Raw genomic sequence first — 13,007 nt, forward strand, 5'->3', positions numbered from 1 at the left:
GGGGCTCAGTCCCTGAGCCGGAGCTCGTCGCTGCGCATCTGCAGGAAGTCGAGGGTCGAGAGGAAGCTCATTCCGAGCAGGCTGCTGTCCAGCCGCCCCTCGGCCGCGACCATGGCGCGGATATTCGTCCGCCGGATCGGTCCGATCGCGATCTCCGGCAGGATGACAGGTGCCGCAAGCGCCGGTCCGTTGGCGGTCATGACAGTGATGGTGTAGCCGAGATCGGCGACGTCGAGACCGACCCTCGCCGCGTCCTCATGGGTGAGCACGATACTGCTCGCGCCGGTGTCCACAAGCATGCTGACCTCACGCCCGTTGACGGTCGCATCGGCGGCAAAGTGGCCGTCGATCCGCTTGTGAAGCACCACCTCCTGCTGACCCTCGCTGTCGGTGATGACCATGGCCCTGCCGGGCATAAGTCCTGCCAGCACCCGGTCGCCGACGGACTGAAGGTCGAAGCGGTAGACATAGAGCGCAACGAGGACGAACGCGATCAGCAGCCAGATCGCGATCTGTGTCAGGCCTTCGCCCAGCGTTCGGCGGCTTCTGACGATACCGGCGGCGAAAAGCGTCGCCAGCGCGCCGAGGGCTACGAGCTGTCCGAAATCGTCGTTGTTCATGCCGAACGTTCGGCCGGAATCGTGATTGATGATCAGCAGCACGAGGCCGATGCCGAGTATTGCGAGGAGGACGATCAGTCTGCTCATGAGCCGTTTTGTTCTCGCGCCATGCGCGACCGGCGCGTCTCCCGCCGCGGTTTGCGCTCGACCGTTTCCAGTCGCGCCGGCAAGGCCTGCATGATCGTGTGCCGTTCGGTATCGGTGTAGAGCGTCCAGGCGCCGATCTCCTGACGTGTGCGCCCGCAGCCGAAACAGTAACCGGTCCTATCGTCGATCGTGCAGACGAGAATGCAGGGAGATTCCATGATCGGGACGATGCTCTGCTGTTTCGTTCGAAAATATATCGGCTTTTCAGATGGCCAGTGCAAGAGCGCCCAGAACGGCGATCTCCGTCAGTTGCTGGGTGGCGCCGATGGTGTCGCCGGTATGGCCGCCGACCTTGCGTAAGGCGATCCGGGTGAAGCCTGGCACCGCAAGCCCGAAGGCAGCGAGCGAAAGCAGGACGGCGACGGTCGGGACGTCGGCCAGGAAAAACAGCACAAGCGCGAGGAGCACGCCCGAACCGAGCGCAACCGATGTCGCCTGCGGCTCGGGTAAACCGGCCGAGGCGGCGACCCCGCCGCGGCGGGCAGGCGGGAGGCGGGACCAGTGCCAGACCATCGCGGCGCGGCTCAGCGCGGCGGTCGCAAGCAGCGCAATTCCGCCGCCTATCGGCGTCAGCAGCGGCAGGAAGGCGGCCAGGGCCGAGACGCGAAGGCCGAAGGAAAGAATGAGGGCAACCGCGCCATAGGTACCGATCCGACTGTCCTTCATGATCTCCAGGGCGTTTTCCCGATCGCGCCCGCCGCCGAAACCATCGGCCGTATCCCCAAGGCCGTCCTCATGCAGGGCGCCGGTGACCATCGCCTGCACCGCGACGACGAGGGAGGCGTTGAAGAGCGAGCTCGCGTGTAGCGCGCCCAGAAGGACCGCTATCACGGCGGCAGGAAGGGCGATCAGGATACCCGCAAGAGGGAAGGCGCGCACGGCGCGGCCGAGCCCGCCGTCATAGCCGCGGAAATATCGATCCGGCACGGGAATGCGGCTCAAAAAGGCAACCGACCGTGCGACGTCGTCCCAGAGCTCGCGAATATCTGCCATCTCGTCTCCCGCATCCCGAATCGCCCGGCGTCCCGCGGGATCATGCGAGACGACGGCAAATGGCGCAAATGCCGTTGCCGCGGGCGGCATCACGCTCTATGACGAGCCCCGAACGAGTTTCACGTTGCAAGGATGATCCATGAGCGCCAGCGGCCTGCCGTTTGATGATTTCCGCGAACTACTGCGCAACCTGCCGGGGCCGGATACGGCGGCACTCGTTGCGGCGCGCGAGCGGGACGGGCAATTGACGAAGCCCCCCGGCGCTCTCGGGCGCCTCGAGGAAATCGCCTTCTGGCTTGCCGCCTGGACGGGACGTCCGCCGGCGGTCAACCGGCCGCTCGTCGCGATCTTCGCCGGCAATCACGGCGTGACCCGGCAGGGGGTGACGCCCTTTCCCGCTTCGGTGACGGCGCAGATGGTCGAGAACTTCGCCGCCGGCGGTGCTGCCATCAACCAGATCTGCGTAGCGCACGATCTCGGCCTCAAAGTCTTCGATCTGGCGCTCGACTATCCGACCGGAGATATCACCGAGGAACCGGCTCTCTCCGAGCGCGACTGCGCCGCCACCATGGCTTTCGGCATGGAAGCGATTGCCGGAGGCACGGATCTGCTGTGCATCGGCGAAATGGGCATCGGCAACACGACGATCGCGGCCGCCATCAATCTCGGCCTCTATGGCGGCACGGCAGAGGAATGGGTCGGTCCCGGCACCGGTTCGGAAGGCGAGGTGCTCGCGCGCAAGATCGCTGCCGTCGAAAAGGCCGTTGCGCTGCACCGCGATCACTTGTCCGATCCGCTCGAAGTCATGCGGCGGCTCGGCGGCCGCGAGATCGCGGCGATGGCGGGTGCAATTCTCGCGGCGCGGATGCAGAAGGTGCCCGTCATCATCGACGGCTACGTCGCGACCGCGGCCGCGGCGATCCTCAAGGCCGCCAACCCGGCGGCGCTCGACCATTGCCTGATCGGCCATGTATCAAGCGAGCCCGGTCACATGCGGGCGATCGAGAAACTCGGCAAGACACCGCTCCTGGCTCTCGGCATGCGGCTTGGCGAAGGCACGGGTGCGGCTCTTGCAGCAGGCATCGTCAAGGCGGCGGCTGCCTGCCACAGCGGCATGGCGACCTTCGCGCAGGCTGGCGTAAGCAACAAGGAGTAGGGCAGGCCAGCCCACGCGCTTCAGCACGCCTTGGTGCTTGCTGTCGATCGGCCGTCATGCGTGCTATGCTCGTGCCGTGCAGCTATTGATGCGGGGCGGCTTCTCGCATATCGGGGATAAACCGGGTCATTCGGTTCGGGTGGCCTCAATGCGGCATTGCCGCCGCCTTTGATTCGCCTCAATAGGAACGTCGAAGCTGTGCCCCCTCCCAACCTGCGAGACGAAATGGACGTCAAGAACACTACCTCCCGCAACGGCGCCACCGCGCCCGTTCAGAAGCATCGTGGTTTCCGGCATCTTTTCGCGGCGGCCAGCTATTCCTTCGGCGGTGCGAAGCGCCTGATCGGCGAGGCGGCCTTTCGGCACGAACTCATCGCCTTCGCCGTCGCGATGGTCGCGTTCGCGATCGTCGGCGCGAACCTGTTCCAGTATGTCGCGATGGCAATCCTGTTTCTGCTGATGATGGCCTTCGAGGCGATCAACACCGCGATCGAGGAAATCGTCGACCGCGTCTCGCCGGAGATCTCGGAGATGGGCAGGAACGCAAAGGATCTCGGCTCGTTCGCGTGCCTTTGCCTCATTCTCGCCAATGCGGCCTATGCGCTGTACGTGATATTCCTCGCTCGCTTCCTGGGCTGATCCGCGACGCCGGCACCACCCTCATTTCCGTGACAGGCACAGGAATGCGGAAGTGGAGGACGCCCGGCAAGCGTTTACGCGAAGCTCCTTCTCCGGCGGGTGAGGGACGGGACGTCCTCGACCGGGGGCAAGCTCTGCAGAACGCGACGCGGCGGCAGGATAGCGATCGCCTCGGTACCTTCCCGGAGTTTCGAGCGCAGGATGAACTGACCGCCATGCTTGGCGAGGATCGCCTGGACGATCGGCAGACCGAGGCCGGTGCCCTGTTCGGCGCTCTTGATGGCGATCGAACCCTGGCCGAAGGCGGATAGGACGATCGGGATCTCCTCTTCCGGAATGCCGGGGCCGTTGTCTCTGATCGAAAGATATTGCCCGCCGCCGGCGGTCCAGCCGACCTTTACGCTGACCTCACCGCCCGACGGGGTGAACTTGACGGCATTCGAAAGGAGGTTGAGGGTCACCTGGCGCATGGCTTTTTCGTCCGCCCAGACGGACGGCATCGCCTGTTCGAACTGATGGGCCATGGTTATGTTCTTGCCGCGCGCACGGAGCTGAACCATGCCGATGCAATCCTCGACGATCTCCGCCAGGTTTACCGCATCCTCGCTGAGCTCGTACTTGCCGGCTTCGATACGCGAAAGATCGAGAATTTCGTTGATGAGATTCAAGAGGTGCTCGCCGGAGCGATGGATGTCCAGCGTGTATTCCTTGTAGGTCGGGTTGGCGAGGGGTCCGAGCACCTCTGTCGACATGACCTCCGAGAAGCCGAGGATGGCATTGAGCGGCGTGCGCAGCTCGTGCGACATCGAGGCCAGGAAACGGGATTTTGCGAGATTCGCCTCTTCGGCGCGGCGGCGAGCCTCGTCCGACATGGACTTCGCCACCTCGAGTTCGGCGATGAGATCGTCCTTCTCGGACTGTACCGAAAGGATATGTACGTTGGCGCGGTTCATCCTGTCGGTCATGAACGCCAGGAAGACAAGCGAGAGCGCCAGGATGCCCGTGAGGCCGATATCGACCGCGTCGCCGGTCGTGAGTGAGGAGAAGCCGAGCGCGGCCAGGACAGGCAGAAACGTGTAATAGAGGGCGTTCCGCAGCAGAAAAGTGCCCATGGCGGTGACCGCAAGGGCAATGAAGAGCACCGTTCCCTCGAACAGACTGGAAGCGATCTCGCCGCAGGACGCACAATCCGAAAGCGTGAAGATCGCCCAGCACAGGCCGGTCAGCATCTGGCCGGCGAGGAAGCGGCGGCGCCAGACGGACACTTTTTCGGCGACCACATCCTCGCGTTTGGCCTTCCGCGCGAGAAAGATGGTGACCGCATGCGCGGAAAGCGCCAACAAGGCCCAGGCGAGAAAATGCGGGTCGCCCGAGAGGTAGATGCCGCTGGCGGCGATCAGGATTACGAGGAGGGGCAGGGCCATCGCGCCGTGGAGCACGGACTCGATGTGTAGCAGGAGCATTTCCCGTTCGAAGCCGGACGGTGCCGAGGAACCGGTCTGCAGCCGCTGACGCGTCGCGCGAACGGTCTTCGAAACAGCCTTGTTTCGATGGCTCCGCGACTTGTCCACGATGATCTTGTCGGTCGATGTGCTGGCGGCGATGCTCATGCTTCTGGTCAGGATTGGGTTCAGCTTGCACTCTAGGATGCAATCCTTAAGAAGTTGCTGCCCCCATGAAGGATTCGGCAACCATTGTGGCGCGATTGCGGTTTTCGAGGCCGGGATGGGCAGGAAGAACAACACGAGGAGGCGCGGGGCGTGAAGTCGCAAGACCGCAGATTCCGGATCGTCGGCGGCAGCGGCGCCAGCCCGGGCTCTTCCGGAAGGCGCTTTGGATTTGGTCGCTCCGGGTTTCCCGAGCGGCGAAAGAGGCCGTCCGGCAGCGGCGGCATGGCCGGCGGTTGGATTTTCCTGATCCTTCTCGGTATCGGCGCCTACATAGCCGCGCAGCTGCCGCCCTCGGAACGGCCCGTGACCGGCGAGTTGCGCGGCTCGGCGTCGGCGAGCGATGGCGATAGTCTGCGGCTCGACGGACGCCGCATACGCATCGAAGGCATCGATGCCCCGGAGATCGGCCAGATGTGTCGACGCGGGGAAACCGCGTGGGACTGCGGCGCCCAGGCGCGGCAACGGTTGATTGCTCTCATCGCGGGAACAACGACCGTCTGCCGGCTCCATGGCCACGATCGCTATGGTCGGGAACTCGGTGTCTGCGCGGCTGGCGGGACCGACCTCGGAAGAGAAATGGTCCTCTCCGGTCATGCGGTCAGCTATGGACTCTACCGTGAGGAAGAGAAAGCGGCGCGAACAGGCCGGCGAGGGCTCTGGGGCGGCGATTTCGTCAGGCCGCAGGAATGGCGGCGTTCGAACGGCGGTGCAGAGGAGACCCCGCACCGGGCGGGTGACTGGCTGGAGGCCATTATTCAATGGCTTCAGGAGTATTCGAGCGCGATCATGGCGAGGATCGGCGGTGACTGAGGAGCGGCTGCAGGCGTTGAGGGCGGCGATCTCGATCTGTCGCCGGTGCCGTGACGAGCCGGCGCGCGGCGAAGACCACCGGCTGCCGCACGAGCCGAGGCCGGTGGCGGTGCTTTCCGCGTCGGCGCGGATTCTGATCGCCGGGCAGGCACCCGGATTGCGGGTCCATGAAAGCGGCCTTCCCTTCAACGATGCCTCTGGCGATCGGCTGCGGCAATGGCTGTCGGTGGACCGGGCGGCATTCTACGATCCGCAAAATTTCGCCATCGTGCCGATGGGTTTCTGTTTCCCGGGCTACGACAGCCACGGCAGCGACCTGCCGCCGAGAAGCGAATGCGCGCCGCTGTGGCGGCAGAAGGCGATGGACGCGATGCCGCAGATCGAGCTGGTGCTTGCGGTCGGTCATTATGCGCAGCGCTGGCATCTCGGAAGGGACTGTCCCAAATCCATGACGGAGACCGTGCGCAACTGGCAACGCTACGCGAGACGCAATTCCGGCGTCTCCGTATTGCCGCTGCCGCATCCGAGCTGGCGCAATACCGGCTGGCTCCGGCGTCATCCCTGGTTTGAGGCCGAGTTGCTGCCCTTCCTGCGTGAACGGGTGAGGGCGCTGACGACGTGAAACAATTTTCTTTATTTTCACGATTACCGCGCTATAGAGGGAAAAATATTCGAGAGGATTTTCCATGGATCGCCTAGACCGCAAGATCCTGCGGCTTTTGCAGGAAGACTCGACCTTGGCTGTAGCCGACCTCGCCAAGAAGGTCGGGCTTTCCACCACGCCGTGCTGGCGGCGCATCCAGAAGATGGAAGAGGAAGGCGTGATCCGCCGCCGTGTCGCGCTTCTCGATCCGGTGAAAGTCAACACCAAGGTCACCGTATTCGTTTCCGTGCGCACCAATTCGCATTCGATGGAGTGGCTGCGGCGGTTCTCCGAAGTCGTGGCGGATTTTCCGGAAGTGGTGGAATTCTATCGCATGAGCGGCGACGTGGATTATCTCCTGCGCGTGGTCGTGCCGGATATCGCCGCCTATGATGCCTTCTACAAGCGTCTGATCGCCAAGATCGAGATCCGCGACGTTTCCTCGGCCTTCGCAATGGAGCAGATCAAGTATACGACGCAGCTGCCGCTCGATTACATGGTCATCGACCAGGCGAAGTCGAGCGAGGACTAGAAGACCGGGTCGTTATCCTCGCTCAAGCCGGGTATGACGCGGAGGGATGCTGCGATAGGTCCTCAAGACATGCGGCTGCCCAGCCGCGTGCAATGCCGATCTCGATGGTTCGGTACGGCTCCCGCTACCCTTTCTCCGGCGCGAACCTCTCCACCCGCCATCCACGGGCAGGTTTGACGACTGCGTGCCGCCATAGAGGCCATTCAACCGGTGATGACGATTAGTAGCGGCCGGGATTTCGACCCTTTCCGTTGAAACATCGGGTCGGAAATGCTATCTAGATTGCAAATCTAGATAGGTGGTTGCCATGGCCTTGAGCATCAAGACAGAGGAAGCCGACCGGCTGGCGCGGGAGTTGTCTCGCCTGACCGGCGAAACCATGACCGACGCCATCACGCAGGCCATGCGCGAGCGGCTGGAACGGCTGCGTGCCGAGCGGGAGGCGCAGGCCGACTATGTTGCGCGCATGAAGGCCTTCGTCCGCGAGCGCGCCGGCCGCTACGATCGCCGTCCGGTCACGAAGCAGGAATGGGATGAAGCGGTTGGCGATACGGCTGAAGAACTCGGTGTTCACCGTTGATGGTCGTGGACGCGTCCGCCATCATCGCGATCATGTTCGAGGAGGCGGAAGCGCCTGACTGCATGGCCGCTCTTCAGACAGAGGCCCTGCGCCTCATATCGGCTGTGAACTATGTCGAAGCCGGTACTGTCATGGCCGGCAGGATCAAGGATGGAGACCGGCATGAGGCGATTGCCGATCTCGACGCGTTTCTGTCCGACTTCGGCATAGCGGTTGCGCCCATAGACGATAACCTTGCTCGTGCCGCCATGAGGGCGCGTCTGGATTACGGCAAGGGATTCGGCACGCGCGGCGGCCTGAACTTCGGCGATTGCTTCGCCTATGCCCTGGCCAAACGGCATTCCGCTCCTCTTCTCTACGTTGGCGACGATTTCGCGCTGACCGACGTTCAATCTGGACTGGCGCGCTAGACGCAGAGAGTCCGGGTGGAGATGAAGAATGGCGAGGCCTCGAAGAACGAGGTTTGTCAGGCTCGGTTAAAACTCGGGCTTGACTTGAGAAACCATTCGCGAGCCGCTGGAAAGCCGCTGGCGGACCCTGCTGTTCGTCAGTTCGCGCAACGCGTCCTTGCCCGTCCATCGTGCCGTACGGTCCGTGCTCGCCGCGAGCTTTTGCGCGAGCGCCAGGGCCGGTCCGTGGCAGGCGGGGCTGCGCTTGCCGATCTGCCTGAGTGCCCAATTCACCGACTTCTTCACGAAGTTGCGCTCGTCGGCGGCGTGAGTCTCGATCAGCGGCAGCCAGGCAAGCAGCGTCGAATCAGGCTCCTTCTTGAGATGCACGGCGGCTGTTGCGATCATCGCGAAGGCCAGGCGGCGGACGAATTCCCGCTCATCGGCGGCGAATTCAGGAATGAGCACTTGCTCGAGGCGCGCTCCGACGAAGAGGTCGGCAACGGCATCGACCACTTCCCAGGAGTCGCAGGCATTCGCCCATTGCCGCGCTTCAGCGAGCGTCAGCGCCTTCGGGTCCGCGGTGAACGCTGCCAGCAGGCGTGCTTCGCGGATGCCGGAGGTCCAGAGGTCGAGCGCACGGGCATGGTCGGTCTTTACCGTGCGCGCGACGCGACGAAGCTCAACGTTCGAAACGCCCAGGGCGGTTTCGGTCGCAATGCCGAAGCGCGCCATGCCGGCGATGTTTTCGTCCGAGCCGAGGGCGCGGAGATATTCGATGATCTCTTCCGCCGTCGACGCCGGGGCCGGCGTCATTTTTCGAGCCGGGCGAGCAGGGAAGACGTATCCCAGCGATTGCCGCCGACCGCCTGGATGTCGCCGTAGAACTGGTCGACGAGGGCGGTCACCGGGAGCTTGGCGCCGTTGCGCCTGGCCTCGGCAAGGACGATGTCCAGATCCTTGCGCATCCAGTCGACCGCGAAGCCGAAGTCATATTTGCCTTCGTTCATGGTCTTGTGGCGATTTTCCATCTGCCAGGAACCGGCCGCTCCCTTGGAGATGACCTCGATCACCTTCTCGATGTCGAGCCCTGCTTTCTTGCCGAAGTGGATTCCCTCTGCGAGCCCCTGGACGAGGCCAGCGATACAGATCTGATTGATCATTTTGGTCAGCTGGCCGGCGCCGGCGGGGCCCATCAAGCCGACCATCCGGGCATAGGCGTCGATGACGGGCCTGGCCTTGTCGAAAGCCCCCGCATCGCCCCCGCACATGACGGTGAGCACGCCGTTTTCCGCTCCGGCCTGCCCGCCGGAGACGGGCGCGTCGATGAAATGCGCACCCTTCGCCGCCGCCGCCGCGTAGAGCTCGCGGGCAACCGCGGCCGATGCCGTGGTGTTGTCGATGAAGATCGACCCGGCTGCCATCGTTTCGAAGGCGCCGTTCTCTCCCGTCGTGACGGAGCGGAGGTCGTCGTCATTGCCGACGCAGGCGAAGACGAAATCCTGGCCCTTGGCCGCTTCGGCCGGCGTTGCGGCGGTCCGGCCGCCGAATGCCGCTGCCCATTGCTCCGCCTTGGCTGCAGTCCGGTTATAGACCGTGACATCGTGCCCGCCGCGGGCCTTGAGATGACCGGCCATCGGATACCCCATGACGCCGAGACCGATGAATGCGACTTTGGCCATTTCCTTGAGACTCCCTTATCGATGGCGTGTTTGCGGCCGACGATAGCCGCGGCCGCAGCAGCCTGCAATCAGGGTTTGAAGCGGGCGGTCACCAATTGGCCGGCAATCGGCTCGCCTTCCTCCATGCGCACCGTGATGTCGGTGATGTCGACGATCTCGAACCCGGTCGCCGCCAGGCGCTCGCGCAGGTAGGTTTCCGAGTGGGCGAAGCGCTGGTGCGGTCCGACGGCGAAGCCTTGTCCCGCCGGGGTCCCGCCCGGCAGGCTCTCGCTCGAGAAAATCAGGAGCCCGCCCGGCACCAGATTGTCGACTGCGCCGAAGAACAGCGGCTCCAAGGCGCCGATATAGGGCAGGACGTCGGTTGCGGCGATCAGGTCGAAGGGTTCGTCGTCATTGTCGTCGAGGAAATCGACCGCCTCTGCGACATAGAGCGTCTCGTAGAGATCCTTCTCATGGGCGATCTCAACCATGTTTTCCGAAAGGTCTACGCCGGTTATGTCTTCCGCCATGTCGCGAAGCGCGCCTCCGGTCAGCCCGGTGCCGCAGCCGAGATCGAGGATCCGCTTGAACGGTCCGAGCCCGAGCGCCTGAAGCCGCTGGCGCACGAGCAGTGGCACGCAATAGTGGAGCTGGTCGACGAGAACATTGTCGAAGACGTCGGCGTGCTGATCGAAGAGTGTTGCCACATAGGCGTCCGAAGCCTTGAGCGGCGTCTCGCCGCGCCCCATCGATGCAAGCCGAACGGCGGCGCCGCCGTGGTCCTCCGGGTCGATTTCCAGGACTTCCCGATAGGCGGCGGCCGCCGCGTCGAAATGCCCGGACTTCTCCAAGGCAAGCGCTCGGTTATAGGCCTCTGCGAGGGCCTCCTCGTCGATCTTCTTGATTTTCTGCGTCATGGGCGCTTCATACGACCCCCGGCGGCCTTTGACAATCGCCGGTCGCGGCCGTCCCTGTCACTGGCCGGTTCAGCTCGATAATAACCTGTTCTTTGGCGGAACGGCGACGGTTTCCGTCGACGCGGGATTATACCACCTCACGGCCCGAGGAGAGGTTCCGCCGAGGCGGCGACGGGAACATTCGCCTGCGGTAAAGATTTTGAGCAGGTCGGGGACGCGCGCCATTTAACCTTGATCGAAAAGGAGTCATCATTCCTAAAAGAATGAAAAATCGGGAGGAATGCCGATGTCTGCCGAATTGAGCCCGTTGACATTGGAAACGGAGATGCCGGAGCGGCAAACGCCGCCTCTGCCGCAGACACCGCAGGAGACGATCAACGCGATCATCCACTATTATCGCGGCGAAATCGGGCGGATGGCCGGTTGGCGGGACCGCATAGACCGAACATCGAACTGGGCGATCACCGTGGTCGCGGCGATGCTTTCGGTCTCGCTCTCGACGCCGTCGTCCCATCACGGTGTTCTTCTCTTTGCCATGCTGCTCATCAGCCTGTTGCTGCTGATCGAAGCGCGGCGTTACCGTTTCTTCGACGTCTATCGCGCCCGCGTGCGCCAGATGGAACGCGGCTACTTCGCGCAAATCTTGTGCCCTGAAGGCACGCCGAGCTTCAAATGGTCGGTGTCGATCGCCAAGAGCCTGCGCCAGCCGGCTTTCCTGATGGGCTACAGGGAGGCCCTCTGCCGGCGGTTACAGCGCAATTATTGCTGGATGTACCTGATCCTGCTCCTGGCATGGGCGCTGAAGATTTCCTCGCCGAAGATTTCGAGCACGGGAGAGCCTTTCGGCCATGTCCGTTCCTGGGCCGATGTTGCCGAGAACGCCGCTCTTGGTCCCGTGCCTGGCCTTGCCGTGGCGATCGGCGTCGCGCTCTTCTATGCGGTCGTGCTCTACGGTTCGCTCCACAGGGCGACAGGCGCCGGCGAATTGGCGCATGGCGAGGTCCATGTCTGAGACCTGCGTGCACCGCTGCGCCGCATTGCTGATCCCGCCTTCAGAAATTCTCAGTTGATGCGGGCGCGCAGGCCTGCTTCAACTGCGCTTCTCTCGGTCATGCCAAAAGGAGCACAAGATGAGCGAACAGAAGGTGGCGATCGTCACGGCCGGCGGTTCCGGCATGGGGGCCGAGGCGGCAAGGAGGATGGCGGCAGAGGGTTACAGGGTTGCCGTCCTGTCTTCGTCCGGCAAGGGCGAGGCGCTCGCCAAGGAACTCGGCGGAATCGGCGTTACCGGATCGAACCAGTCGAACGACGATCTGAAGCGGCTCGTCGACGCAGCCTATGATGCCTGGGGGCGCGTGGACGCGCTGATCAATTCGGCCGGGCATGGCCCGCGGGCTCCGGTGCTCGAACTCACCGACGAGGAATGGCACCGGGGTATGGATGTCTATTTTCTCAACGTCGTGCGGCCAACCCGGCTGGTGACGCCGATCATGGTGGAGCAGAAATCCGGCAGCATCGTCAATATTTCCACCTACGCCGCCTTCGAACCCGACCCCTTGTTTCCGACGTCGGGGGTCTTCCGTTCCGGGCTTGCGGCTTTCACCAAGCTCTTCGCCGATCGGTATGCCGCCGACAATGTCCGCATGAACAATGTTCTGCCCGGCTTTATCGACAGTCTGCCCGAAACGGAGGAACGGCGTCAGCGGATTCCGATGGGACGTTACGGCGCATCGGAGGAGGTGGCCGAGTTGATCGCGCTGCTCGCAAGCGATCGCGGAGGCTATATCACCGGCCAGAACATCCGGATCGACGGCGGCATCACCCGATCCGTCTGACACATCCGACAACGACGTGCGCCGGAGCCTAATGGACGATAAACTCTCCCTGGAGAGCCCGCCATTCGGAGGCCGAAATCAGCTTTCGGTGCACATAGCGTACCGAATGCAGCGGCCCGTCCAGCTTCTCCTGCCAGAATTTGAGGAAGCTATGCATTTCCGGAAAGTCCGGCGCGATGTCGTAGTGTTGCCAGATGTATGTCTGCAGGAAAGCCGGGTGGTCGGGCATCCGATAAAGTATCTGAGCCGTCGTCAGCCCGTAACCCTTGAGCTGCAGTTCCATGTCGTTCGTCATGCGGACCTCACTTTTCACAAAGGTTGGTCTCTATGATGGAGCGCTTAATTGCTTAATCAAGCCTTAATGTAGGTGAGTAAAGCGAGAAAGCACCTACAAAAACAATCGGTTGGCAGCAAA

At 63.2% G+C, this 13,007-nt stretch carries 17 protein-coding genes; 9 read left to right on the forward strand and 8 right to left on the reverse strand.

Annotation, left to right across the window (positions count from 1 at the left end):
* Nucleotides 1-5: 5 nt before the first annotated feature.
* The 3 genes from CN933_RS04025 to CN933_RS04035 are packed head-to-tail and all read right to left on the reverse strand — an operon-like array spanning nt 6 to nt 1,760.
* Nucleotides 6-707, reverse strand: coding sequence for a TIGR02281 family clan AA aspartic protease (locus CN933_RS04025; RefSeq protein ID WP_018095179.1), 702 nt, complete (start codon nt 705-707; stop codon nt 6-8).
* A complete protein-coding gene (locus tag CN933_RS04030; protein WP_020487477.1) occupies nt 704-925 on the reverse strand; it encodes a DUF1289 domain-containing protein in 222 nt (73 codons plus the stop codon). Before CN933_RS04030 ends, CN933_RS04025 begins: the two co-directional genes overlap by 4 nt.
* 46 nt (nt 926-971) lie before the next feature.
* Nucleotides 972-1,760: an adenosylcobinamide-GDP ribazoletransferase gene (locus CN933_RS04035; protein ID WP_026168619.1), complete on the reverse strand. Its 789-nt coding sequence runs from the start codon at nt 1,758-1,760 to the stop codon at nt 972-974.
* Nucleotides 1,761-1,899: 139 nt separating this feature from the next.
* Between CN933_RS04035 and cobT the strand changes: the two genes are divergently transcribed.
* Both cobT and CN933_RS04045 read left to right on the forward strand, forming a co-directional pair.
* Nucleotides 1,900-2,916 (forward strand): nicotinate-nucleotide--dimethylbenzimidazole phosphoribosyltransferase, encoded by a 1,017-nt coding sequence (gene cobT, locus CN933_RS04040; RefSeq protein ID WP_018095176.1) that lies wholly within the window; start codon nt 1,900-1,902, stop codon nt 2,914-2,916.
* A gap of 225 nt (nt 2,917-3,141) precedes the next feature.
* On the forward strand, nt 3,142-3,555 hold the full coding sequence (locus tag CN933_RS04045; RefSeq protein ID WP_018095175.1) for a diacylglycerol kinase: 414 nt from the start codon (nt 3,142-3,144) through the stop codon (nt 3,553-3,555).
* 74 nt (nt 3,556-3,629) lie between these two features.
* On the opposite strand, the gene CN933_RS04050 is transcribed toward CN933_RS04045, so the two are convergent.
* Nucleotides 3,630-5,165: a sensor histidine kinase gene (locus CN933_RS04050; RefSeq protein WP_018095174.1), complete on the reverse strand. Its 1,536-nt coding sequence runs from the start codon at nt 5,163-5,165 to the stop codon at nt 3,630-3,632.
* Nucleotides 5,166-5,315: 150 nt separating this feature from the next.
* Here CN933_RS04050 and CN933_RS04055 point away from each other — a divergent pair, with 150 nt between their 5' ends.
* From CN933_RS04055 to CN933_RS04075, 5 genes are all read left to right on the forward strand, one after another.
* On the forward strand, nt 5,316-6,035 hold the full coding sequence (locus CN933_RS04055) for a thermonuclease family protein (protein WP_018095173.1): 720 nt from the start codon (nt 5,316-5,318) through the stop codon (nt 6,033-6,035).
* A complete protein-coding gene (locus tag CN933_RS04060; RefSeq protein ID WP_018095172.1) occupies nt 6,028-6,657 on the forward strand; it encodes a uracil-DNA glycosylase family protein in 630 nt (209 codons plus the stop codon). The genes CN933_RS04055 and CN933_RS04060 overlap by 8 nt, the downstream gene beginning before the upstream one ends.
* Before the next feature lie 64 nt (nt 6,658-6,721).
* A complete protein-coding gene (locus CN933_RS04065; protein WP_003535303.1) occupies nt 6,722-7,210 on the forward strand; it encodes an Lrp/AsnC family transcriptional regulator in 489 nt (162 codons plus the stop codon).
* 307 nt (nt 7,211-7,517) lie between these two features.
* On the forward strand, nt 7,518-7,790 hold the full coding sequence (locus CN933_RS04070; protein WP_018095171.1) for a type II toxin-antitoxin system VapB family antitoxin: 273 nt from the start codon (nt 7,518-7,520) through the stop codon (nt 7,788-7,790).
* Complete coding sequence (locus CN933_RS04075) at nt 7,790-8,200, forward strand: type II toxin-antitoxin system VapC family toxin (RefSeq protein WP_018095170.1); 411 nt, start codon at nt 7,790-7,792, stop codon at nt 8,198-8,200. Before CN933_RS04070 ends, CN933_RS04075 begins: the two co-directional genes overlap by 1 nt.
* Nucleotides 8,201-8,266: 66 nt before the next feature.
* Here the strand turns inward: CN933_RS04075 and CN933_RS04080 are convergent, their stop codons facing one another.
* The 3 genes from CN933_RS04080 to CN933_RS04090 all read right to left on the reverse strand — a co-directional run bounded on the left by CN933_RS04080 (nt 8,267) and on the right by CN933_RS04090 (nt 10,757).
* A complete protein-coding gene (locus CN933_RS04080) occupies nt 8,267-8,995 on the reverse strand; it encodes a DNA alkylation repair protein (RefSeq protein ID WP_018095169.1) in 729 nt (242 codons plus the stop codon).
* Nucleotides 8,992-9,861 carry an NAD(P)-dependent oxidoreductase gene (locus tag CN933_RS04085; protein ID WP_018095168.1) on the reverse strand — a complete coding sequence of 290 codons (870 nt, stop codon included), beginning with the start codon at nt 9,859-9,861 and terminating at the stop codon, nt 8,992-8,994. The genes CN933_RS04080 and CN933_RS04085 overlap by 4 nt, the downstream gene beginning before the upstream one ends.
* 68 nt (nt 9,862-9,929) lie before the next feature.
* Nucleotides 9,930-10,757 (reverse strand): class I SAM-dependent methyltransferase, encoded by an 828-nt coding sequence (locus CN933_RS04090; protein ID WP_018095167.1) that lies wholly within the window; start codon nt 10,755-10,757, stop codon nt 9,930-9,932.
* Nucleotides 10,758-11,043: 286 nt separating this feature from the next.
* Here CN933_RS04090 and CN933_RS04095 point away from each other — a divergent pair, with 286 nt between their 5' ends.
* On the forward strand, nt 11,044-11,769 hold the full coding sequence (locus CN933_RS04095; protein WP_018095166.1) for a DUF2270 domain-containing protein: 726 nt from the start codon (nt 11,044-11,046) through the stop codon (nt 11,767-11,769).
* Nucleotides 11,770-11,887: 118 nt separating this feature from the next.
* Complete coding sequence (locus CN933_RS04100; protein ID WP_018095165.1) at nt 11,888-12,592, forward strand: SDR family oxidoreductase; 705 nt, start codon at nt 11,888-11,890, stop codon at nt 12,590-12,592.
* Between the two features lie 28 nt (nt 12,593-12,620).
* Here the strand turns inward: CN933_RS04100 and CN933_RS04105 are convergent, their stop codons facing one another.
* The gene (locus tag CN933_RS04105; RefSeq protein WP_026168618.1) at nt 12,621-12,887 is read right to left on the reverse strand and encodes an usg protein; all 267 of its coding nucleotides are present in this window, start codon (nt 12,885-12,887) and stop codon (nt 12,621-12,623) included.
* Between the last annotated feature and the right edge of the window lie 120 nt (nt 12,888-13,007).

The organism is Sinorhizobium sp. M4_45 (assembly GCF_002885915.1).
GTDB classification, from domain to species: Bacteria; Pseudomonadota; Alphaproteobacteria; order Rhizobiales; family Rhizobiaceae; genus Sinorhizobium; species Sinorhizobium meliloti_A.

Coding starts and splice junctions, on each gene's coding strand:
- CN933_RS04025 (WP_018095179.1), bottom strand. CDS start 707: ATGAGCAGACTGATCGTCCTCCTCGCAATACTCGGCATCGGCCTCGTG.
- CN933_RS04030 (WP_020487477.1), bottom strand. CDS start 925: ATGGAATCTCCCTGCATTCTCGTCTGCACGATCGACGATAGGACCGGT.
- CN933_RS04035 (WP_026168619.1), bottom strand. CDS start 1,760: ATGGCAGATATTCGCGAGCTCTGGGACGACGTCGCACGGTCGGTTGCC.
- cobT (WP_018095176.1), top strand. CDS start 1,900: ATGAGCGCCAGCGGCCTGCCGTTTGATGATTTCCGCGAACTACTGCGC.
- CN933_RS04045 (WP_018095175.1), top strand. CDS start 3,142: ATGGACGTCAAGAACACTACCTCCCGCAACGGCGCCACCGCGCCCGTT.
- CN933_RS04050 (WP_018095174.1), bottom strand. CDS start 5,165: ATGAGCATCGCCGCCAGCACATCGACCGACAAGATCATCGTGGACAAG.
- CN933_RS04065 (WP_003535303.1), top strand. CDS start 6,722: ATGGATCGCCTAGACCGCAAGATCCTGCGGCTTTTGCAGGAAGACTCG.
- CN933_RS04070 (WP_018095171.1), top strand. CDS start 7,518: ATGGCCTTGAGCATCAAGACAGAGGAAGCCGACCGGCTGGCGCGGGAG.
- CN933_RS04075 (WP_018095170.1), top strand. CDS start 7,790: ATGGTCGTGGACGCGTCCGCCATCATCGCGATCATGTTCGAGGAGGCG.
- CN933_RS04080 (WP_018095169.1), bottom strand. CDS start 8,995: ATGACGCCGGCCCCGGCGTCGACGGCGGAAGAGATCATCGAATATCTC.
- CN933_RS04085 (WP_018095168.1), bottom strand. CDS start 9,861: ATGGCCAAAGTCGCATTCATCGGTCTCGGCGTCATGGGGTATCCGATG.
- CN933_RS04090 (WP_018095167.1), bottom strand. CDS start 10,757: ATGACGCAGAAAATCAAGAAGATCGACGAGGAGGCCCTCGCAGAGGCC.
- CN933_RS04095 (WP_018095166.1), top strand. CDS start 11,044: ATGTCTGCCGAATTGAGCCCGTTGACATTGGAAACGGAGATGCCGGAG.
- CN933_RS04100 (WP_018095165.1), top strand. CDS start 11,888: ATGAGCGAACAGAAGGTGGCGATCGTCACGGCCGGCGGTTCCGGCATG.
- CN933_RS04105 (WP_026168618.1), bottom strand. CDS start 12,887: ATGACGAACGACATGGAACTGCAGCTCAAGGGTTACGGGCTGACGACG.